Annotated in this window: 25 protein-coding genes and 1 pseudogene; 14 read left to right on the top strand and 12 right to left on the bottom strand. The window is 60.6% G+C overall.

The features are described from left to right. Nucleotides 1-200, top strand: a pseudogene (locus tag SCA01S_RS20825) (IS3 family transposase); the annotation flags it as partial. Nucleotides 201-365: 165 nt separating this feature from the next. Here the strand turns inward: SCA01S_RS20825 and SCA01S_RS20820 are convergent. The 7 genes from SCA01S_RS20820 to SCA01S_RS21990 form a co-directional block, all read right to left on the bottom strand. After that, a complete protein-coding gene (locus tag SCA01S_RS20820) occupies nucleotides 366-611 on the bottom strand; it encodes a hypothetical protein (protein WP_019052496.1) in 246 nt (81 codons plus the stop codon). Nucleotides 612-628: 17 nt separating this feature from the next. After that, nucleotides 629-2293, bottom strand: coding sequence for an IS66 family transposase (gene tnpC / locus SCA01S_RS20815; RefSeq protein ID WP_062788690.1), 1665 nt, complete (start codon nucleotides 2291-2293; stop codon nucleotides 629-631). A 71-nt stretch (nucleotides 2294-2364) separates the two neighbouring features. Further along, nucleotides 2365-2706 carry an IS66 family insertion sequence element accessory protein TnpB gene (gene tnpB, locus SCA01S_RS20810; RefSeq protein ID WP_019052498.1) on the bottom strand — a complete coding sequence of 114 codons (342 nt, stop codon included), beginning with the start codon at nucleotides 2704-2706 and terminating at the stop codon, nucleotides 2365-2367. Further along, nucleotides 2703-3050, bottom strand: a complete 348-nt coding sequence (gene tnpA / locus SCA01S_RS20805; RefSeq protein WP_062788688.1) for an IS66-like element accessory protein TnpA — start codon at nucleotides 3048-3050, stop codon at nucleotides 2703-2705. Before tnpA ends, tnpB begins: the two co-directional genes overlap by 4 nt. Nucleotides 3051-3434: 384 nt before the next feature. Continuing rightward, entirely contained in the window at nucleotides 3435-3821 is a 387-nt protein-coding gene (gene cueR, locus SCA01S_RS20800; RefSeq protein WP_062788686.1) for a Cu(I)-responsive transcriptional regulator, read from the bottom strand. Continuing rightward, nucleotides 3818-6082 carry a heavy metal translocating P-type ATPase gene (locus SCA01S_RS20795; RefSeq protein ID WP_245652852.1) on the bottom strand — a complete coding sequence of 755 codons (2265 nt, stop codon included), beginning with the start codon at nucleotides 6080-6082 and terminating at the stop codon, nucleotides 3818-3820. The genes cueR and SCA01S_RS20795 overlap by 4 nt, the downstream gene beginning before the upstream one ends. Nucleotides 6083-6290: 208 nt before the next feature. Next, nucleotides 6291-7178, bottom strand: coding sequence for an NAD(P)/FAD-dependent oxidoreductase (locus SCA01S_RS21990; RefSeq protein WP_084391169.1), 888 nt, complete (start codon nucleotides 7176-7178; stop codon nucleotides 6291-6293). Nucleotides 7179-7492: 314 nt separating this feature from the next. On the opposite strand from SCA01S_RS21990, the gene SCA01S_RS20785 reads away from it, so the two are divergent. Both SCA01S_RS20785 and SCA01S_RS20780 read left to right on the top strand, forming a co-directional pair. Then, nucleotides 7493-7765, top strand: coding sequence for a flagellar biosynthetic protein FliQ (locus SCA01S_RS20785; protein WP_062788680.1), 273 nt, complete (start codon nucleotides 7493-7495; stop codon nucleotides 7763-7765). Nucleotides 7766-7864: 99 nt separating this feature from the next. Then, the gene (locus SCA01S_RS20780; protein ID WP_062788678.1) at nucleotides 7865-9148 is read left to right on the top strand and encodes a type II restriction enzyme NmeDI-related protein; all 1284 of its coding nucleotides are present in this window, start codon (nucleotides 7865-7867) and stop codon (nucleotides 9146-9148) included. 118 nt (nucleotides 9149-9266) lie between these two features. Here SCA01S_RS20780 and SCA01S_RS20775 read toward each other — a convergent pair whose 3' ends face one another. The 5 genes from SCA01S_RS20775 to copC all read right to left on the bottom strand — a co-directional run bounded on the left by SCA01S_RS20775 (nucleotide 9267) and on the right by copC (nucleotide 13039). Further along, entirely contained in the window at nucleotides 9267-10550 is a 1284-nt protein-coding gene (locus tag SCA01S_RS20775; RefSeq protein WP_084391168.1) for a glycosyltransferase, read from the bottom strand. A 3-nt stretch (nucleotides 10551-10553) separates the two neighbouring features. Beyond that, a complete protein-coding gene (locus SCA01S_RS20770; protein WP_084391167.1) occupies nucleotides 10554-11081 on the bottom strand; it encodes a DUF2141 domain-containing protein in 528 nt (175 codons plus the stop codon). Nucleotides 11082-11310: 229 nt separating this feature from the next. Continuing rightward, a complete protein-coding gene (locus SCA01S_RS22450) occupies nucleotides 11311-11667 on the bottom strand; it encodes a hypothetical protein (protein WP_157089080.1) in 357 nt (118 codons plus the stop codon). 51 nt (nucleotides 11668-11718) lie between these two features. Further along, a complete protein-coding gene (copD, locus tag SCA01S_RS20760) occupies nucleotides 11719-12654 on the bottom strand; it encodes a copper homeostasis membrane protein CopD (RefSeq protein WP_062788672.1) in 936 nt (311 codons plus the stop codon). Between the two features lie 4 nt (nucleotides 12655-12658). Then, nucleotides 12659-13039, bottom strand: coding sequence for a copper homeostasis periplasmic binding protein CopC (gene copC, locus SCA01S_RS20755; RefSeq protein ID WP_062788692.1), 381 nt, complete (start codon nucleotides 13037-13039; stop codon nucleotides 12659-12661). A gap of 221 nt (nucleotides 13040-13260) precedes the next feature. Between copC and SCA01S_RS20750 the strand changes: the two genes are divergently transcribed. The 11 genes from SCA01S_RS20750 to SCA01S_RS20700 all read left to right on the top strand — a co-directional run bounded on the left by SCA01S_RS20750 (nucleotide 13261) and on the right by SCA01S_RS20700 (nucleotide 21111). Beyond that, nucleotides 13261-13857: a c-type cytochrome gene (locus tag SCA01S_RS20750; protein WP_017502273.1), complete on the top strand. Its 597-nt coding sequence runs from the start codon at nucleotides 13261-13263 to the stop codon at nucleotides 13855-13857. Nucleotides 13858-13992: 135 nt separating this feature from the next. Next, a complete protein-coding gene (locus tag SCA01S_RS20745; protein ID WP_017502274.1) occupies nucleotides 13993-14274 on the top strand; it encodes a hypothetical protein in 282 nt (93 codons plus the stop codon). Further along, complete coding sequence (locus SCA01S_RS20740) at nucleotides 14271-14708, top strand: periplasmic heavy metal sensor (protein ID WP_031290470.1); 438 nt, start codon at nucleotides 14271-14273, stop codon at nucleotides 14706-14708. Before SCA01S_RS20745 ends, SCA01S_RS20740 begins: the two co-directional genes overlap by 4 nt. Then, nucleotides 14705-15277 (top strand): RNA polymerase sigma factor, encoded by a 573-nt coding sequence (locus SCA01S_RS20735; protein ID WP_062788668.1) that lies wholly within the window; start codon nucleotides 14705-14707, stop codon nucleotides 15275-15277. The genes SCA01S_RS20740 and SCA01S_RS20735 overlap by 4 nt, the downstream gene beginning before the upstream one ends. Nucleotides 15278-15370: 93 nt before the next feature. After that, nucleotides 15371-17266: a copper resistance system multicopper oxidase gene (locus SCA01S_RS20730; protein WP_021243450.1), complete on the top strand. Its 1896-nt coding sequence runs from the start codon at nucleotides 15371-15373 to the stop codon at nucleotides 17264-17266. Beyond that, nucleotides 17263-18528: a copper resistance protein B gene (locus SCA01S_RS20725; protein ID WP_017502279.1), complete on the top strand. Its 1266-nt coding sequence runs from the start codon at nucleotides 17263-17265 to the stop codon at nucleotides 18526-18528. The genes SCA01S_RS20730 and SCA01S_RS20725 overlap by 4 nt, the downstream gene beginning before the upstream one ends. Beyond that, entirely contained in the window at nucleotides 18519-19244 is a 726-nt protein-coding gene (locus SCA01S_RS20720; protein ID WP_062788666.1) for a PepSY domain-containing protein, read from the top strand. Before SCA01S_RS20725 ends, SCA01S_RS20720 begins: the two co-directional genes overlap by 10 nt. A 42-nt stretch (nucleotides 19245-19286) precedes the next feature. After that, complete coding sequence (locus SCA01S_RS20715; protein ID WP_017502281.1) at nucleotides 19287-19733, top strand: DUF305 domain-containing protein; 447 nt, start codon at nucleotides 19287-19289, stop codon at nucleotides 19731-19733. Between the two features lie 71 nt (nucleotides 19734-19804). Beyond that, nucleotides 19805-20200 (top strand): DUF305 domain-containing protein, encoded by a 396-nt coding sequence (locus SCA01S_RS20710; RefSeq protein WP_017502282.1) that lies wholly within the window; start codon nucleotides 19805-19807, stop codon nucleotides 20198-20200. Nucleotides 20201-20246: 46 nt separating this feature from the next. Continuing rightward, entirely contained in the window at nucleotides 20247-20690 is a 444-nt protein-coding gene (locus tag SCA01S_RS20705; protein WP_017502283.1) for a DUF411 domain-containing protein, read from the top strand. Nucleotides 20691-20838: 148 nt separating this feature from the next. Then, nucleotides 20839-21111 (top strand): hypothetical protein, encoded by a 273-nt coding sequence (locus tag SCA01S_RS20700; RefSeq protein WP_225207622.1) that lies wholly within the window; start codon nucleotides 20839-20841, stop codon nucleotides 21109-21111. Nucleotides 21112-21213 lie beyond the last annotated feature (102 nt).

Here is a 21213-nt window from a genome sequence, read left to right as displayed (position 1 = left end):
CCATCAATGGCCTCTACAAAACCGAGGTGATCTGGCGTCAGAGGTCATGGCCAAGCGCATCGGCAGTCGAAATAGCAACCCTGCGCTGGGTGGATTGGTTCAACAACCAGCGCCTTTTCGGCCCCATCGGCTACATCCCGCCCGCCGAGGCCGAGGCAAACTACTATGCAGCCAGAGAGACCCTCGATATGGTTGCGTGACTCAATTGAAAATGCCTCCGGGAAACCCGGGGCGCTTCAGGTCAATGTGATCGAGCAGCCTCATCGCGGCCCTCGAACCCGGATCGATCACGGCAGCCGTCGAGACAGAAGTACGCATCCGGTGAGGACCGCGGCTACTGACGGTTTGCTGGGGGATTTGGCATCTTACTTGCCGAGGAAGGCCTCGACGCCTTCTTGAGCGAGCACATCGCGGAATGCAGCATCGGCATCGCGGTCGGTGGGGAATAGATTGTCCCAGACCGTCGAGGTGCCGTGCTCGTTGACGACCTCGAGGGACCAGCCACGTTCGGTGGCGAGCCGCACGATGTTGATGGTCAGCCGTACGCCCGCCTGTTCGATGGACCGGCAGAGAGAGGATTCAATCAGTTCGGGTTGCGGGTCAAATTCCATGCCGTGATGCTATGAGATCACGGCTCCAGCTTCAACGCTGTTGGTTTCCAATTCCATGGGAGCAGATCGCCAAGCCGATTAGCCGGATGACCGGCGATGCGGGCAAAAACGTCGGCGAGCCAAGCCTGGGGATCGAGGTCGTTGAGGCGACAGCTTTGAATGAGTGAAAACATGATGGCGGCGCGCTGACCGCCGCGATCGGAGCCGCAAAATAGCCATGCTTTCCGCCCGAGTGGCACACAGCGTAGCGCCCGTTCCGCTGCGTTGTTCGTGAGGCATACCCTGCCATCGACGAGGAAGCGGGTGAAGGAGTCCCAGCGCCGGAGCATATAGTTGATAGCCTTGGCGAGATCATGGTTACGCGACAGCTTGGCGAGTTGGGCGTTCAACCAGTCGTGCAGTTCGGCGATCAGTGGCGCGCTCAACTCCTGACGGGCGGCAAGCCGCTCCGCTGGTGTCTTGCCGTTGATACCGCGCTCAACGTCGAACAGGGCGTCCAGCTTCTGCACCGCCTCCAGCGCAATCGGATAGATCGGGCCAGTCCGCTCGCCGCGGCTCTTCTTGCGCGCAGCGCCCTCGACGTCAGCAAGTTCGAAGAACTTCCTGCGCGCGTGAGCAAAGCATCCTGCCTCCAGGATGAGACCAGGCTGGCGGTTGGGAGCGTACAGCTCAAAATAGCCCGCATAGGCATCAGCCTGCAGAATCCCAGACCAGGACGCGAGGTGCACCTGGGGATGTTCCCCGCGCCGGTCGCGCGAATAATAGAAAACCACCGCCGGCGGATCGGCGCCGCCGAACGGGCGGTCATCCCGGACATAATCCCATAATCTACCGGTATCGGTCTTGCCCTTGGCCATGACCGGCACGGTGGTATCGTCGCCATGCACGCGCTTGGCGGCAAAGACATGGGCCTCGATCAGCCGAAAGATGGGCATCAAGGCGAAGGACGCCGCACCAACCTGATCGGCAAGCGTGGAGACGCTCAGCGGCACGCCTTCGCGAGCGAAGCGCTCCGCCTGGCGGTTGAGCGGCTGGTGCTGCCCATACTTCTCGAACAGCAGCATGGCGAGGAAGCTTGGCCCTGCCCAGCCACGCGGCACGACATGGAATGGCGCGGGCGGCTGCGTGATCTTCTCGCAGTCACGGCAGGAGAACTTCTCGCGTACGGTCTGGATGACCTTCCAGGCACGCGGGATTACCTCCAGCGTCTCGGTTACATCCTCGCCCAGCTTCGACAGGCGCATGCCGCCACAGGCCGGACAGGAACAGGGCGCCGGAACGACGACGCGGTCGCGGGGCAAATGGTCGGGGAACGGTTTTTTAACTGGCCTCTTGCGCTCAAAGGCGGTGACGTTCGTCGCCTTTGTCGCGGCGGTCTCGGCGGCCAGATCATCTTCGGCGGCGTCGGCCTCCAAATCTTCGAGCTCAAACTCCATCTGCGCAAGAAGCCGGCGGGTGCGTTCGGCGCTGGGGCCGTACTGCTCGCGCCTGAGCTTGGCGATCTGCAACTTGTAGTGCGAGATCAACGCCTCGGTGGCGCTCTCCCGGGCACGGGCATTGGCCAGTTCGGCTTCAGCGCTCGTGGCCCGCTGTTCGGCTTCATCGGCGCGCTGCGCACTGAGCCGTACCAACGCCTTGAGCGCTTCGATATCGTCAGGCAGGGGCGAAACGGCGGCGTCCACAACTTGGATGGAATCATAAAAAACCTCCCGGATGAAGCGGAAAATGCAGCCTCCGCCAAGAAAATCTGCGCCTATCCTGCGCTCTGTGGGCGCCAGCTATATTGCGGGTTCCGCCAGTCCACTCCGTCGAGCAGACAGGCCAGCTGTGAGCTCGTCAGCGACACCACGCCGTCCTTCGCGGCGGGCCAAATGAACTTCCCTCGTTCCAATCGCTTCGAATATAACGACATCCCGAGGCCGTCGTGCCAGATTATCTTCACAAGCGCCCCGCTGCGCCCGCGAAAGACCCAAAGATCGCCGGCAAATGGGTCTCGCGAGAAGCTCTGCTGCACCATTGCTGCCAAGCTCTGCATGCCGCGCCGCATATCTGTGTGGCCCATCGCAATCCACACCCGCGCGCCAGCTGGGATCATCGCAGGGCCTTGAGCGCTGCCGACACCAAGGCAGCTGGTGCCGACGCAGATATGCTCACGCGCCCTTTGCCACCCAGATCCACGATGATCACCGGCATTGCGGCCTGGTGCGCATTCTGCTGTTCGCCATCGTCAACCACCGCCTCGGCGAACTCCGTCAGGGCGGGCGGCTGCCGCAGCTTGTTGCGCCACGTGTAAATGCGCGCCGTGGAAATATCGTGCCGACGCGCCACAGCCAAAACGCTGGCCCCAGGCGCAAAGGCTTCTGCCAAAATCTGGAGCCGTTCCTCGTCGCTCCACCGCCGCCGCCGTTCCGGCCCGGTCATCACCGTGATCTGCCGCATCCACTGCTCCTAAGCGTGCTCTCGAGAGCGTTCTTAAGAGCAGGCCCCTACCTCACGACAAGGCGCGTCTCGCCGGATGCATACAGACAGAAGCGCAGGCTGCGAGTTATCGCGACCGGCTCGTGCCCATCCATGAGTTGAAGCATCTGGCAATCGAATGCCATTGATGAGGTTCCTGTGAAGTCGCGGTGCGTCGACCTGTGCTGTTTTGACGGCCGGCTGGATAGTGCCGGGGGGGCGGCAGGTCCAAACCCGAATGCCGGGCATGGAAGAACGCGCCGCCCCGACAGCAACGCAAGATCGCCGCCGATCTGCCGCGCCAGCTTGCAAAACTGGCGGGACGCGAGTGCACAAGTAAACCCTAGCACGTCGCGCTAAACATGTTCAAGATGCCAGGTGCGTCAGGATCGGACATTCCGGCCGATTGTTACCGTGACAGCTCCTCGCCAGATCCATCAGCGCTGCTCGCATCGCATTAAGCGCGTCCGCCTTGCGGCCAAGGTCGGCTGCGCGGGACTCTGCCAGTGCCTTGACCTCGGCACTGGCGCGGGCCCGATCGGACCATAGATCAAGCAGCTTTCGGATTTCTTCGATTGGAAAGCCGAGGTCGCGGGCATTGGCTATGAACCGAAGTCGATGCACATCGGCATCCGAGTAGTCGCGATACCCACTATCCCGCCGCGCCGCCGACGGGATCAGGCCGATTTTCTCGTAATGGCGGATCATCCGCTGAGAGACCCCGCTCGCGTCCGATGCCGCGCCGATGTTCACAATTCCACCCGGTTGAGCCGCAATGCGTTCGTCACGACGCTGACGGAGGACAGTGCCATCGCGGCCGCCGCGATGATCGGCGAGAGCAGGATGCCGAAGATCGGGTAGAGCAGCCCCGCAGCGATCGGGACCCCGGCAGCGTTGTAGATGAAAGCGAAGAACAGGTTCTGGCGGATGTTGGACATCGTCGCCTCGCTAAGCCGGCGCGCACGCACGATGCCGTTAAGGTCGCCCTTCAGCAGGGTCACGCCAGCGCTTTCGATCGCGACATCGGTGCCCGAACCCATCGCGATGCCGACATCGGCGACGGCGAGCGCGGGCGCGTCATTAACTCCGTCGCCTGCCATGGCCACGATGCGCCCCTCAGCTTTCAATCGCGAGACCACATCGCTTTTCTGATCCGGCAACACTTCGGCTTCGACATCATCGATTCCAAGTTTCCGCCCGACCGCTTGTGCTGTTGTGCGATTGTCGCCCGTCAGCATGACAACCCGGATGCCCTCCTTGCGAAGCGCCGCGATAGCCTCAGCCGTCGTTTCTTTGATTGCATCGGCAATGGCAAGGATGCCGGCGGCCTGTCCGTCGATCCCGATGAAGATGGCGGTCGCGCCGTCTTGGCGCAGCTCATCCGCCTGCGGCTCAAGGGCGCGAACCTCGATCCCGTTTTCTGACAGGAAGCCGGCATTGCCCAGCGTGATGCGCTTGCCATCGACCGTGCCGATCGCTCCCTTGCCGGTTGGGGAATCAAAGTCGGTGACCTCGGGAAGCGCAATCCCCCTATCCTTGGCGGCGGCGACCACGGCCAGCGCCAGCGGATGTTCCGATGCCCGCTCCACGCCGGCGGCAAGCCGCAGCAGCTCGGTCTCCTCATAGCTTGTCGCGGGAACGATGCGGGTAACCGACGGCCGGCCCTCGGTCAGCGTGCCGGTCTTGTCGACGACCAGTGTGTCGATCTTCTCCATCCGCTCCAGCGCTTCGGCATTCTTGATCAGCACGCCGAGCCCTGCACCCCGGCCGATGCCGACCATGATCGACATCGGCGTCGCCAGCCCCAAGGCGCAGGGGCAGGCGATGATGAGGACAGCGACAGCGGCGATCAGGCCATGGGCCAGACGCGGCTCTGGTCCCCAGATTCCCCACACGCCAAAGGCAATGAGCGCGATCAGCAGGACCGCGGGCACGAACCATCCCGCGACCTGATCGGCCAGGCGCTGGATGGGTGCCCGCGAACGCTGGGCGTCAGCGACCATCTGGACAATACGCGCCAACATCGTGTCGCGTCCGACCTTCTCCGCGCGAATGACGAGGGCGCCGCTTTGGTTGATCGTTCCGCCGATGACTGCATCGCCCAGCGCCTTTGTGACCGGCATCGACTCGCCCGTCACCATCGACTCGTCGAGCGAGGATCGGCCGTCTTCGACCTTGCCATCGACGGGTACTTTTTCGCCGGGCCGCACACGGAGACGATCACCGACGGCCACCTGCTCGAGCGAGACCTCCTCATCATCCCCGTCGGCGCCAATGCGGCGCGCGGTCTTGGGCGCGAGGTTGAGTAGCGCCTTAATTGCGCCCGAAGTCCGCTCGCGGGCGCGCAGCTCGAGCACCTGCCCCAGCAGCACGAGCACGGTAATGACGGCGGCGGCTTCGAAATAGATTGCGACTGTGCCGTCCATCATCCGAAACGCTGCCGGGAATACCGACGGGGCGATGGTTGCTACCACGCTGTAGGCCCAGGCCACGCCCGTGCCCATCGCGATCAGGGTGAACATATTGAGGTTTCGTGTCCGCACGGACGCCCACCCACGTTCAAAGAATGGCCAACCCGCCCAGAGCACGACCGGGGTAGCCAGCGCAAACTGAAGCCAACCAGATAGTCGGGGCGGTACAAGATTGTGCAGCGACGGGAAGAGGTGGCTGCCCATCTCCAGGACAAACACCGGAATGGTGAGCAGCAAGGCGATCCAGAAACGCCGGGACATATCCAGAAGTTCACCGCTCGGCCCAGTGTCTGCCGTCACAAGGTCCGGCTCAAGGGCCATGCCGCAGATCGGGCATGGCCCGGGATGATCCTGGCGGACCTCCGGGTGCATGGGGCAGGTCCAGATTGCGCCCGGTTGAGCGGTTGCCGCCTCCTTCTCACCCTCGGACAAGTAGCGCTCCGGGTCAGCGACAAACTTCGTGCGGCAACCCGCGCTGCAGAAATGATAGTCCTCGCCGTCATGCGAGGCATGATGTGACGTTCCCGTCGGATCAACCATCATCCCGCAAACCGGGTCTTTGACCGTTTTCACGTCCGTGCCGCCAACGCGCTTGCCGGCGCAGCAGCTATGGGCGCCCGAATTGCTAGCTGGAACAGGATCAGTCACAGGCTCGTCTCCTTATCGACGAAATGCAATCTGGGGTCTAACATCGTGTCAGGGTCAAGCCCGACATGGATATATTTTTGATGGCTGATTCTGCTCTGGCGTCTCAGCCGGACAACAGATTGTGGATCGCCGTTGCAGCCTTGGCGGCCTGACCGGCGGCAACAGCAATTTGATCCAGCCCTTCGACCATGTCGCCAGCAGCGAACAGGCCGCTGACCGTCGTTTGTTGATGCTCGTCGACGACAATACACCCTGCTGGGTCCAGTTTCGCACCGGCCATGTGCGCGAGTTCCGAGCGAGGGGAGGTTCCGAGGGCAACATAAAGGGTGTCGAACCGAAGCAATCGGCCATCGATCAATTGAGCGATCAGATTCTTTCCATCGATCGACAAATCTCGGACAGGGGCGCGTTCGACCGCGATACCGCCTCGAGCCAGATCCGCCTTTTCGGCCTCCGACAGTTGCGAACTGTCTTGCGCGAGCAAGGTGACGGTTTCGCTGTAGTGGCGAACGAACAGAGCCTCGGCCGCACCATGATCGGAGCAGCCCAGTACGGCCACCCGCTTGCCGCAGACCTCATAGCCGTCGCAGATCGGGCAATAGCGGATCAGCCCTTGTACGAGGCCTCGATCATGCGTTTCCAGCGCCATTCGCGGACGATGATTTTTTACGCCTTGGGCAAGCAATATCGTGCGGGTATTGACGGCCTCGACACCTGTAGTGACCAGGAAGCCCGTCCGGGTCTGTACAATCCCATTGGCTAAACCATCGGAGAGCTTCGCGCCGTAACGCAGGGCATGCCAGCGCATCCGCGACAGCAGATCGCCGCCCGATATGCCCTCTGGAAAACCCATCAGGTTGTGCGTGGCTGGAATGGAGGACGCGCGGCCATCGCCAGCATCGATGACCAGCGTAGAACGCAGAAACCGGCCTAGATAGGTTGCGGCTGTCAGCCCCGCGGGGCCACCGCCTATGATGACGCAGTCGTACATGTTTGCCCTTCGCTAACCTCAGCCTTCACTGATATTACGCGGAACGATGCTTCTGCCCTCGAACGCGTGCGCATTCTTCGAAAAAAATTGGCGGGTCGTGAGGGGTAAACGCCAGCGCTGCGTAAATTCAGATGAAGCCCATCGCCTGGCAGGATGGGCAGGCGAGGTGCCCACGGGTCGCAGCGTGGCGCCGGGGCGAGCGGATGTGGGGAAGACGGATTGGAATCAACCGATCGCGCTCCGTGTCGCTCGCCCCGCAACAAAGGTTGCAGCATCACGGGCAGGGGCGTCCGCATCATAGTGGGGTGGGAGCAATGGAGACCTACAGCCCTTTCTCGGCCTCGATGGGCCAGGCGCTTTGGGTGATCATGATCGTCGCTGGCCCCCCGCTGATAATCATGTTGGTGGTCGGGCTGATTATCTCGATGATCCAGGCTGCTACATCGATCAACGAACAGACCGTGAGCTTCGTCCCGAAGCTCCTGGCGTTCATCTTGTTCCTCGCGCTTTACGGGGCAACCGCTGGCGATCTCCTGATCGACTATACCCGTGATCTGCTGACGCATATTCCAGACGATATCAGATGACGAGGACCGCTTTTTATTCGGGGTGACCGCGCAAAAACTGGTCGTATATGGGGCGGAGTGCTAGCCTCGAATAGGATCGACGCGAAAGGGGAACGGGGTTTGGCGGAGTTTGAATTGCTGGCGCGGCAACTGATCCAGCGATGGAAGGAAGACCCGAACGCGACGTACCAGAGCTGGTTTCTATGGGACGAGCGCATCAAGAATTTTCGCTCGATCAGGCGTGGTCTGGCTCAAGTGGTTGCCGAGATCGAAGCCGGTCGGTTTGGCGTGGCCTATCGCGGTTCTTCTCTGGAGACGGTCGTTCATTCAGTCGCCGAGCAGAGGCAGATATTCAAGGGGGCGGATCATGCGTTTCTCTGGAAGCCCAAATTGCGCATTCCCGACATCTATGAAAACCCGGCGAACCAACGCGCGTTTGGTCGATTGCTGGACCATTGCGCCTGTTGCGACACCGCGGAAGAGATCATCGCAGGTATTCACACGATCGATCGTCTGAACATCAAAGGGCTGGGGCCAGCGGTGGCCAACCTCCTCTATTTCCTGCATCCAACCCTCGTGCCGCCGTTCAACACGGCGATCGTCAACGGATACAACAAGCTGACCGGCGGCAAGGTGAAGCTCGGAAGCTGGCAGCATTTTCTCGCAATGCGCTCGGGCGTGCTCGACCTGAACGAGCGTTTCCGCGATCTGCTGTCGAACGATCTGGGCGCCATTGGTGGCCTTCTGTTCGACATCGGCTCGGGCCGCTATCCCGCGCCCCCGCGCGACGAGGAAGACCAGACTCTAGGATCCTGGGCGGCGCGCCTCGAGCAAGCCCGGGCCGAAGCGCAAACCCTCAACAAAGCGCTGCAAAAGCAGGGCGAGAGTGACCGCACTCATTCGGAAATCCAGGCGTGGCTGCGCGATATCGGTCTAGCGCTGGGGTATGACATCTGGATCGCATCCAATGACCGGGGACGGCTGCATGACGGGGTGCGCTTGGGGGAGGGGTGCCTCGAAAGCCTGCCAACTTCCATTTCGACATCGACGGGAGCGGATGCGATCCGCCTCATCGACGTTTTGTGGCTGGAGCGGGGCGGCGACCGGGTCGCAGCAGCCTTCGAAGTCGAACATTCGACGTCTATCTATTCGGGTATCGTCCGGATGCTGGACCTTGCGCTGAGCGGCAGCGATCTTCACGCGACAGCCGGATTGTTCCTTGTCGCTCCTGACGCTCGCGAAAGCGAAGTCCGAGCGCAAATCGCAAGGCCCGCGTTCAGCCGGATCGCGGACCTCGAAATCGCCTATCTTCCCTATGGCGAGCTCGAACGGCACAAGGAGGCGATTTCCCGGTTTGGCTCGGGTCTAAAGGCAATCAAGGCGATATCGCGCGCGCTGCCTTGAAGTCGGACTAGATCACGGATGCAGGCGGAGCGATCCATCGAGGTCACCAGAAACCATCAGGTCCAGGATCGGCTACTCGACACCGAAAAGCATGATCGCAATGAGGTCCGGCACAGATCTAATCGACCTTGGAGGTATGGCTCGAGGTTCGGACCACATCGCTCGCTCGCGCTCGAGCCATTGACAGCCCTGGCCTGGCACACTGCAAGGATAAGTCTCTCCAAGCCGTGCCAGCTCCTGGTCTCGATCTGACGGAGCACGTATAAAGGTCAAATAAGTCCGTGAAATGTTGGTCCATAGTGCGGGTGTCCTGAGCGGCGACGCGCGCAGTTGCCTGATGACTATCAGCACCTTCTCGCGCCAAACGCTGGATCGCTTGTGCGAGGCTTGCCGCTTTTGCTGAATGATAATGGTATCCGGCATTTGTGACTAGATGCTCAGCGACGGCACCGCTGTCAGGCACGAGCATTGGCAGACCGCTAGCGCGCGCTTCAGCGGCGATCATGCAGAACGTCTCGGATTCGCTGCCATGAACCAAGGCATCTCCGCTAGCGAGGAATGTGGCGAACTCGTTCCTGTCCGAAATTGGTGAGATGAGACGGATGTGGGGATTGCCCGCAACGGCTTTGTGAACCGCAGCACTACATCGGCCGTCACCAGCTATAATCAGACCGATAGGGTGCTTATAACCGCTGGCCGTGACAGCCTGGATTATCATTGGCCAGCGCTTTTCGGGTGCGTGGCGACCGGCACCTACCAACAGGAGAGCATGTTCCGGAAGGTCGCATAGTTTAAGAAGATATCGCCTCGCGTTCAAGTCGCGGTTAGCGGGTGAAAATATGTCAGGCTCGACCCCCATACGATTCATGACGACTTTTTTGAGTCCTCCCTCCTTCAAGCGAGCCGTAAGGTCCGAGCTTGCGCATATGATATGATCGAAGCGCTCATCCAGGCGCCTCAGACGTTGCCAGAACCATTCGAACCCGCGATCGATCATCGGCCGGCTCGCTACACCTCTAAACCACCTGTAAGCGTAGTTCCCGAGCGGATCGGCATGCATGATGAGGCTGCGCGGAACGTCGGTGCGCCAACGCGCGACGATGCCGGCGCTGCTCCATGGCGTTGAGGCCTCGACGAAGTCAGGTTTTAGTGCATTGAGCTTGGCGTGCAACGCGGCCTCATCGTAGAAATAATTGTAACGCTTATCGAGCGGGAACGGTTTGCCTTCGACATATTCGATTCGAGCGCCGGGCCCCACGATCTCCACGCCGGGCTGGATGGAAGGGACTAGGACAATAATCTCGTGCCCGAGCCGGGGGCCGGCACGCATCTTATGGCGAACATAGGTTTTTACGCCGCCACCGAGAGGAGAGTAAAAAGCGCATACATCAACGATCCGCATTGCTTATTCCCCCTTCAACGGCGCGAAGGAGAGAAAGCCCCTATGATAGTTGAGGACGATGCGTGACCGGGTCGCCGTTCGTCCGACAGTAAGGGTCACGGCAGACGCGTTCGGCTTGCTCCACCCGAGTTTGGGATTTTGCGCAAAACCGACGCCGTCGACCAATATGCTGAATTTTCCGCTGGAATCGCGATCATGAAGCAAGCTGACCGCATAGGTGCCCGGTCTCGGTACTCTGATGCACATGCGTAGGGGCGTGTCGCGACGGAGCGGCAGTTCGAGCCGACGGAATATCTTGCCTTGAGCGACGAGAACGTTGGCATCCTGCAGGAAATCGTCGTCGTGGGGTGGCCACACCTCAAGCTTCAACAGTCCAACGCGGTCTTTGAGACCCGCAACATCGATAATTATGGCCGGACCGTTCTCATCTGGACGGCACTGGGCACCTGCCTTGCCTAGCTCGGATAAGTGCACCTGTGCCGTGGGCGTCGCTGCCAGGGCGGCAACGCCATAAGCGATTTCCATCAGCATTGTACTTGTTGCCCTCATTTGCCCGAGGACGGCGCGCGGCGTACCTCAGAATGCGCCTGATCACCGGGATCATTTCGGTAGGCCAATGCGCCACTGATCCGGCGTCTCATGATTGAGGCCGAATTCGTTACGTATTGGAACGTCACACCTTCCTAGACAGCCGCTGGCGCGGACCCGACGGTTAGGCGCCATGGAATTGGGCAGATGGCTAGAAAGTGAGGAGTGGGCGCTACCGAAGTGTGGGAGGTCGCATCAATTCTGCGAGAAGATCCTGCGCGCGGAGATCATGCGCCAATCGGCCGAACATCTTCTTGCGGACTGTGCGGTTCCAAAACGCCAGCGTAACGTCGTTCACCCGATCCGCAGGCATATGCGAATGATCTGTGGCGGGCTCTTCATTGCTGCCGGTATCGCCAGCATTTGCACCGTCCACATGAGCATCTACGCGTAATTCGGCGAGTGGTCTGTGTTCCATTTCAGCAGAATGTATGACAGGACTTGGACCGCCATGCGAAACAACGAGAGCCATAGAGAGCAGCATCAACAGCGCTCTGATCGATCGTTTATGGAACTGCGCAGCCGACATAGACAAAAGATGAAGCCTTTGAAATAATGCGCGCGCTGCCTTGACGCCGGATTACATCCCGGAGGCAGGCGGGGCCAACAGGCCCAGCCAGGCAACGAGGGCAAGAATGGTAACGGCGCACCCGGTCTCGGTTGCGAGGCTGCGGCGGAGTGACCCTATCGCCGAGGAGGTATTCCCGGTCTCGATTGCTGCCGCGAGCGATGGCGTCAGAAAGTAGCGATTTGCCGCCGCCAGCATCAGCATCAAGCCGAACAGCAGCAGTTTTGCCACCAGCAGCAGGCCGTAGAGACTGGTAAAAAGTGATTCTAGCCTGGACGGTCCAATCAGAATCCAACTGTTGATCAAACCCGACAGGATAAGCAGCGCCACGACCGCCGATCCGACCTTCGCAAAACCATCCAGCGCGCGGTGAGAGAGGTGAATGTGGTCGATCGCCATGCGCGCGGCAGGGCGGAAAACGAGGAGGCAAAGGGCGAACAATGCACCTATCCAGATGCCCGCTGCCCAAAGATGGATGATGTCGGCGCCAAGATGGATCCATCCCCGCAAGCCTTCATCGGCCGCGCCATGACCCGTCCAGGCCAAGGTCGCCAGAGCGATAGCGGCGGTCGCTGACAGAGACCACAGCGCGAAAGCGGGGCGGCGCCATCCGACGATGGAAAAATAGAGGACGAGCAACAGTGCCGCGACCCGCACCTGCCAGACCGTCCCGATCGCCGTGCCCGATATGAGAAGATTGACCGTGGCGCCGTCAACCTGATCGAGTGGCACGCCCCCCATCGAGGCCGCCAGGACCATCATGCCCAGGACCGATAATCCGATGCCGGCCAGCGCGATTGTCGCCAACACCGACCGGAAGCGCAGGATCGAGCCGGATGCCCGCTCGGTCCCGCGCAACGTATAGAGGCCGAACATCGGCAATCCGAAGAGAAGCATGAGATCGAGGAAAAGCCCCAGCCGTACCGCGATCGCTACGATGTCAGGCACGGTCTTACTTGACCTTGAAGGTATAGCTGCCCTGGATGCGATGAGTGTCGGCAGAGACGACGTGATAGTCGACCTTGTAGGTTCCAACCGCCAACGGCTTGGCAAGCGTCGCGACAAGCGTCTTGCCATCGGCGCCCACTGTTGCCTTGACGCCATTCATCTTCATCGGCCCCATCTTCATGCCTGGCATTTCGGTCATCGTCAGGTCGAGCCCGGAAAATTGCGCGACAAGCGCTTCGGAAAAGACGAGCTGAATTCTGGTCGGGGCGGCGACCACAGCATTGGCGGCAGGGGTTGCGGCATTGAGCTTAGGGTGAGCCTGAGCAGCGGTAGCGGTGAGGACAGACGCCGCCATGGCGACGGCAAAGACTGTTTTACGAAACATCGATTTCTCCATGGGCGGCGAGACTGCCGACACATTGAATTACGCACCACGCGGCGCCACCCCTCATCAGGCGCAATAATTCTTCACATCGGGATCCCGGCGGAATTTGTGCATGAGATCTGGGCGGCGGATGAGGGGTAGAAGCGCACCGTGCGTATGAACAATTGGATGGGTGTGAGAACCACCCGGATCCAAGGGACGCTGCCGCTCGGGAGGAAGCTATGGAGAATGCTAGGACGACTTGGCTGCGCAGGCACTTTCCAAGTGTAGGTTTTATCGCTGCGACAGCGCTGGTCGGCGGCGCGCTAGCGGGGATCGTCGTCTATGTGGGTGCCTATGACATCGGGGCGGATTCGCCGCACACCAAACCGGTCTATTGGCTGATCGAGCAGCTCCGAGATCGTTCCATCGCCGTGCGATCTCGTGATGTGAATGTCCCGGCCAACCTTGGGGACGTGAAGCGGCTGCAGAGCGGGGCGGGGCTCTACACCGAGATGTGCAGCGGCTGCCATCTCGGGCCAGGACTGGAAAAGTCCGAAATCAGCCAGGGACTCTATCCGAGGGCGCCGGAGCTTTCCCGCGAGGAGCAAAGATCGCCAAAGGAGCAATTCTGGATCATCAAGCATGGGGTCAAGCTGACCGCGATGCCAGCTTGGGGTAAGACCCATAGCGACGAACTGATCTGGGACATGGTGGCATTCGTGCGGCAACTTCCGCGTATGTCACCCGCCCAATATCAGGCGGCAATAGCCAGTGCGCCCGAAGACCATGACGCGATGATGAAGGATATGCCCGGGATGACGAAGACGGCGCCATAGCGTTGCGGCTGCTCCGTCGCTGTTGCTCAGATCTGGCCGCTATGTGCGATGCTTTGACGGACAGGCTGATAGAGGGGAAAGTAAAGAACACGTCCTGGGCCGTTGCCCCGGATTGATTGAGGATTGGATTTTTCGATGGATACCGACCTGGACCGGCTGCTGAGCCGCTTACGCAACGAACCGACGCATCCGGGGCTGATTGGTCTGGAGGATGCTGTGTTCCGACGCATAGCGGCATTGCCGCAGGTTTCGACCGCGTCTCAATTCCGCCTCGGTGCGGTCGCGGCTTTCGGAGCGGTACTGCTGGGTATCGCCAGCAATGGCTTTACGCCGCGTGCCGAGGCGTCGGTCACGCTATCGCCTTTCGGGCCATCAAATCCGCTTGCCCCTTCGACGCTGCTGGTAGGTTCTCAATGAAGCCCAAATTGCTCCTCCTCGTCGCCATCGTCGCCTTTGCATCGGCGGTTGCGGGCGTGTTCCTGGGCCGCTACTTTTTCCCGCAGCCCAAGGCAGCCGGCGTCGAGCTCCACGATGTCTTGCACAGCAAGCTCGATCTGGATGATCGTCAGAAGGCCAAGATCGAGCTGCTAGAGCAGGGTTTCGCCGTGCGTCGGCGCGCGCTGGAGCTTGAACTGCGATCGGACAATGCGCGTCTCGCAGCCGCGATCGAGGTCGAACATGGCGAAGGGCCGCGTGTGACCGCGGCCGTCGATCAGTCGCATCAGGCAATGGGCGAACTGCAAAAGGAAACGCTCGGGCACATCTTCGCCATGCGGCAAATCCTTCGCCCCGATCAGGCCAAGACCTTCGATCAGGCGGTGGTTCACGCGCTCACCGACGATGCACGGTGAGTCTGGATCTCCAGGCGTGTTCGGACGGTGAACTAGCGGCACTGACGCTTGCCGGTCGGCAGTCGGCTTTCGCCGAGATTATGCGTCGGCACCAGACAGCGATATTTCGACTGGTGCGCGGCCTGGTCGGGAATGCCGAGGAAGCACTTGATCTCACGCAGGACTGCTTTGTATCCGCGTTCAGCCATCTGCGGAAATATGATGGTGCGCGTCCGTTGCGCGCCTGGCTATCCCGGATCGCGATTAACAAATGTCGCGATTGGCGCCGCCGCCAGAGGGTGCGGCAGCTCTTCACATTTGACTCCGCGCCGTCGGATGATGAGATTGAGCAAGTGCCGGATGACGCACCCTCCGCACATGCCAGTGCTGAATCGAAAATAGAGGTGGAGCGACTGTCGGCGGCGATCAGCGCATTGCCTGCCACGTTGCGTGAAGTCCTGATGCTCAGGACCGTCGAAGGGCTCAGTCAATCAGAGGCCGCCAAAGCGCTTTCCGTCAGTAGCAAGGCTGTGGAGACGCGCCTGTATCGCGCGCGCGCGCGCCTCGCAGAAATACTCGCTGAGGAATGAGGGGTGCGCGCTGCTCGCGCGTAAGGATAAAGAGATACCGCGCTTAAGCGTCTTTTCGGACCCAAAGTGCTGCACGTTGAACAAGGAGATATTATGTCCCCCGGATTGAACCGCCGCGACCTTTTCCGCGGCGCTGCGCTGGCCGGCGGTGGCCTCGCATTGTCGGCATGGCTGCCGGCATGGGCTCAACCCATTTCGTCCGGGATTGCCAAGCCACTGCCAACGGTCAGCGGGAACGATATCACGCTCAAGATCGCGCATCAGATGATGATGATCGACGGCCGACAAAGCCATGCCATCGGCATCAATGGCACTGTGCCTGCGCCCCTCATCCGTCTGCGTCAGGGCCAAAACGTCCGCCTGTCGGTGATCAACGATCTCGAGGAAGACAGCTCGATCCACTGGCACGGCCTGCTTTTGCCGTTCCAGTTCGACGGCGTGCCCGGCATCAGCTTCCCCGGCATCAAGCCCAAGTCGACCTTTGTCTATGAGTTCCCCATCGTCCAGGCTGGCACCTATTGGTATCATAGCCATTCGGGGCTGCAGGAGCAGTTAGGTCATTACGGACCGATTGTCATCGACCCGGAAGGCGAGGATCCGATTCAGTCGGATCGAGAGCATGTCATCGTGCTCTCCGACCATAGCCAGATGCATCCGCACGCAATTTTCCGGAAGCTCAAGCAGGTCGGCGGTGGCTATTTCAATTATCAGCGGCAAACGCTCGCCGGTCTGCTGGCCAAGGAAGACCAACCCCTCAAGGACCGACTTGACTGGGGCAATATGCGGATGGATCCGACCGACGTGTCCGATGTCACGGGCTCGACCTATACCTATCTCGTGAATGGGCATGGCCCACGGGACAACTGGACCGCGCTTTTCAAGCCAGGTGAGCGCGTTCGCCTGCGTTTCGTCAATGCCTCCGCGATGACGACGTTCAATGTCCGGATTCCCGGTCTCAAACTTACGGTTGTTCAGGCCGACGGGCTCAATGTCAGGCCGGTCGAGGTCGACGAGTTTCAGATCGCGGTTGCCGAGACCTATGATGTCATCGTTACTCCGACCGATGATCGCGCCTACACGCTGGTCGGTGAATCCGTTGATCGTTCGGGCATGGCACGCGCCACACTGGCTCCGCGTGAAGGCATGACGGCCGAAGTTCCGCCGCTCCGCAAGCGGCCCCTTGCCGATATGAAGGACATGGGCATGGGGGACATGGATATGAGCGGCATGTCCGGCATGGACCACGCAGCAATGGGGCATGACATGTCTGCCGGCGGAGCTGCCGCGGGCGGGATGGCAGGCATGGATATGGGGGCCGGCGCGTCGATGCCAAGCATGCAAAAACCGGCGGATAGTTCCATGGCCAACATGCCCGGAATGGGCAGCGGGTCCGGTGATACAATGGGCGGCATGGCGATGGGCGGAATGGGCGGCATGAACATGCGCGACGCCAGCAAAGCGCCGCAGGTTAAGATGGGACCGGGTGTCCAGACGATCTCGCCCATGCCGATGGATCGCACGGGAGAACCGGGACAGGGTCTCGAAGACGTTGGCCACCGGGTTCTTGTCTATCGCGATCTCATGGCGGTGGAGCGCAACCCCGATGTTCGCGCGCCAGACCGCGCGATGGAAATCCACCTGACCGGGAATATGGAACGCTATATGTGGTCGTTCGATGGGGTGAAGCTCAGTGACAAGCGCGAGCCCATTCCCTTTATCGAAAACGAAAGGGTCCGCGTCACGCTCGTCAATGACACGATGATGTCGCACCCGATCCATCTTCATGGGCATTTCTTCGAGCTGGTGACCGGGCATGGCGAGTATTCGCCGCGCAAACACACCGTCAATGTCGCACCAGGAGGCAAGGTAAGTTTCGACGTCACCGCAGACGCAGTCGGCGACTGGGCGTTTCACTGCCATATGCTCTATCACATGCATGCCGGGATGATGCGCGTCGTCTCCGTCCGTCCCCGGGGAGATGCCGCATGAAGTCGCTTCTCCTTCTGATCGGCGCGGCCCCGCTCGCCTTGGCGACCCCAGTCAGCGCGCAGTCGATGCAGAATATGCCGGGCATGAACATGCCTGCTGCTCAGCCAGCGGCGAAGAAAAAGCCGGTGGCCAAGCCAGCAAGCCAGCCCAGGCGCGCCGCTGCGCCCACGGCTAAGGGCAAGCCTGCCACCCCGAAGCGCCGGGCACCGGCAGCAAAACCCAAGTCGGCGCCGCACGACATGTCGGGCATGGGGGCTATGTCCGGCATGGAGATGCCCGGTGACAAGACGCCTCCAACGGCTGACCCGCATGCCGGCCACGACATGTCCGGCATGCCTGGCATGACCATGCCCGATGGGGCGGGCGGTACGATGAAACACGACATGCCCGGCATGGACATGCAGGCGGCACCCGGCGGTCAGCCGATGCAGCACGATATGTCGTCGATGCCCGGCATGGCGATGGATGGGCCGATGGCAGCCCATGGCGCTGGTGGCACCAGTCTCATGCCCGGCAACGCCCCTGCACCCCAACCTCCTACCGACAACTATGCCGACCGCGTCTACAAAAACGGCGAGATGGCGGCTTCGCGTACCATGCTGCATAAGGAACATGGCGGCTCATCCAGCTCGATGATCCTGTTCAATCTGGCGGAATATCAGGTCCGTAACGGCCGCGACGGCTATCGGTGGGACGGGGAGGCGTGGTTCGGCAAGGATCTCGATCGGCTGGTGGTCAAGACAGAGGGTGAGGGCGTTCTTGCTGGCAGAAGCGGCACCTACATGGAGACCGCAGAAGTTCAGGCGCTCTACAGTCGTGCACTCGACCCTTATTGGAACCTCCAGGCGGGTGTCCGTTACGATTTCAAACCCAACCCATCCCGTACTTATGCGACGATCGGTATTGAGGGGGTGGCGCCTTACTGGTTTGAGACCGAGGCTGCCCTGTTTCTGTCGAACAAAGGCGAGGTGTTGGGGCGGATCGAGGGCTATTATGATCAGCGTATCACGCAACGCCTCATTCTCCAGCCGCGCCTGGAAGTGAACCTTTCAGCACAAAATGTCCCGGAGACGCGGATTGGAGCGGGCATCACGAACGCCGAATTGGGACTGCGTTTGCGTTACGAACTGCGCCGCGAATTTGCCCCCTACATCGGCGTTTCTTACGACCGAAAGTTCGGGCGGACGGCGGACTATGCACGCTCAGACGGAGGGGACGTGAAGGCGGCCAGCTTTGTAATCGGTGTTCGGACCTGGTTCTGAGAAGCGCCAAACTCCGCTTCCACATCGGGGCTAGCCGCGTTCATCGCTGGTTAGCCCTGGTTATCGGCGTCCAGCTGCTGTTTTGGTTTGCGAGCGGTCTTGTCATGAGCCTGTTGCCGATCGAGCGAGTCCGCGGTGAACATCTCGTCGAGCGATCGTCGCCGGCGATATTGGAACAGTCGAGATCGCGCGCGCCGTTGGACCTAGTGTTGCGCGCGGCGACCAGACCCGTGCGTGAAGTCCGATATCGCGCGCTGCTCGGCCGCGAGATTGCGGAGGTCGAGTCTATCGATGGGACGATCTCACTCCACGATGCAGAAACAGGTCGTCGACTTGGTCCCGTGAACGCTGCGATGGCTCGCGCGGTGGCGATACAGGCCTACCGTGGTACGTCGGAGCCGCCGAGCGTGCGCCTGGTTGTGGCGTCGACCCCAGAATTCAAGGGCGTCCTGCCGGCCTGGCGGGTGGACTTCCCTGACCGCGAAGCGACCAGCGTCTATGTTGCCCAGAATAGTGGTCGGATCGTCGCTGTGAGAAATGGAACGTGGCGCCTGTACGATTTCTTCTGGGCGCTCCACATCATGGATTGGAAAAACCACGAAAATTTCAACACGCCGTGGTTGATGGTGTTTGCCGCAGGTGGTCTCGCATTGGCGATCGCGGGTTCGGCACTTTTGTATCTTCGGTGGCCGCGAAAGCGACGCCGCACGGGTTGAATAGTCAAGCAGGATCGGGGCGGGGGCCAAAGGAGACGACCAATGATGAAAAATGCCTATGCGAGCCTCGCCCTGCAGACCTTGGTTGGCGGCGTCATCATGTATCTGGTGATGTTCGTCATGATCGACAGCTTGGGGAGCTTCTACAACAACCTGAATATGCTCTACATGACGCTAATGATGGTGGCGCCCATGGTGGTGCTGATGGTCCTCGCGATGGGCCATATGTTCCCGTCGAAAAAGGCAAACGCGGCCCTTATATTAGGGTCAGTTGCGATATTCGCCGGATCATTTGCCCTCATCCGCACGCAAACAACGATCGGCGATACAGCATTCCTCCGATCGATGATCCCGCATCATTCGGGCGCGATCCTGATGTGCCGCGAGGCCTCCTTGAAGGATCCGGAAATCGTTCGTCTGTGCAGCGGCATCGAGGAATCTCAGCGCCGCGAAATCGATGAAATGAAGGCTATTCTAGCCCGCAAGTAGGCTTCGCGCTCCCGTTCCCGTAAATTTTGTGCCGCCTCACGAGGGAAATGGCGCGCCCATGCGTATTATCAATGCGGGGCGCTGAGGAGAGAATTGTGAAGAAAATAGTCCCCATCATCATCGCTGGACTGGTGGCCGCGCCGGCGATCGCCCAAATGCAGGGCATGGACCATAGCAAGATGGACATGCGCCAGACCATGAACCCCACGCCAGCCAATCCTTACCCGCCTGCAGAAATGGAGATGCATCAGAAGATGATGTCCGCCACGGGCAGCGATGCAACGGAGACCTGGGTGCGCAAGATGATCGAGCATCATCGCGGTGCGATTGCGATGTCACGCATCGTTTTGCGCGACACCAAGGACGCGCAGGTCCGAATGATGGCGAACAAGTCAATCACCGAGCAAACGCGAGAAGTGGGCGAGCTTCAAGGCTGGCTGAGAGCCCACAACAAGCGCGCCCAATAGACCTTTCCTCCCCCGCCCAGGGGCGGGGGAACCAATAAGGGATCGTATGACACTCAAATTTGCCCTCGCTGCGTTCATAGCAGCCTTCTCCGTCGCCAGCGCCGAAGCTGCCCCGATCATCATGCATCGTGACCCTGGTTGCGGTTGCTGCGAACAGTGGGCGGCCCAGGTGCGCAGACAATTTGGACAAAGCGTCAATATCGTCGACGACCAGCAACGCGGCCGCTTTCAACGCGCTCAAGGCGTGCCCGCTGCGCTGGCATCATGCCATACTGCAATTGTCGATGGCATGGTTTTCGAGGGCCACGTTCCCATTGCCGACATGAAGCGCGCGATCGCGAAGCGCCCGAAGGGCGTAAAGGGATTGGCCGTAGCGGGCATGCCGCTGGGTTCTCCGGGGATGGAAGTCCCCGGCCAAAAACCACAACCCTACTCTGTCATCGCCTTCGGATCGGCGGGTCAGACGGTATTTGCCCGACACGGCGGGTGACCATCTCGTTGATCTTTGATGCTACGAGGCGTAATAAATAACGGCTGTGAAACGCGTTTTGCAACTTCTTCTCCTTCTGGGAGCCATGGTTGGCTTGATTGGCCAAGCGGCGGCCTTTGCGTCCGCTCCGCCTGCGATGTCCGCCCCAATGGCCACGTCTGTGCAGGCCGTGGCTGGGATGTCGGAAGACTGCATGAAGATAATGGCACAGCAGCAACAACCTGCTCAGAAGCCTTGCAAGGGCATGACCCTGGAATGCATCGCGGCCATGGGCTGCGTCGTTCCGCTGGCCGTTCGTAATGACGCGCCTATGCTGGAAGCACGCGAAGCCAGTCCAGCTCTGCCCTTCTGGGCAACCATCACTGTCCTGCACGGCAGTGACCTCACTCCCGAACCGGAACCACCGACTCTCCTTGGCTGATCGACACCGGCTGCCAGGCTGACAGGATTCTTGCGTCTATCGCGCATCTGAAAATCCTGTCTGACCCGCGGCTACCACGATATTTTGCCCAAGGATTACAGG

Origin of the sequence: Novosphingobium capsulatum NBRC 12533 (assembly GCF_001598375.1) — a bacterium.
Classification (GTDB): domain Bacteria; phylum Pseudomonadota; class Alphaproteobacteria; order Sphingomonadales; family Sphingomonadaceae; genus Novosphingobium; species Novosphingobium capsulatum.
This window is presented reverse-complemented; position numbering and strand designations above follow the sequence as displayed.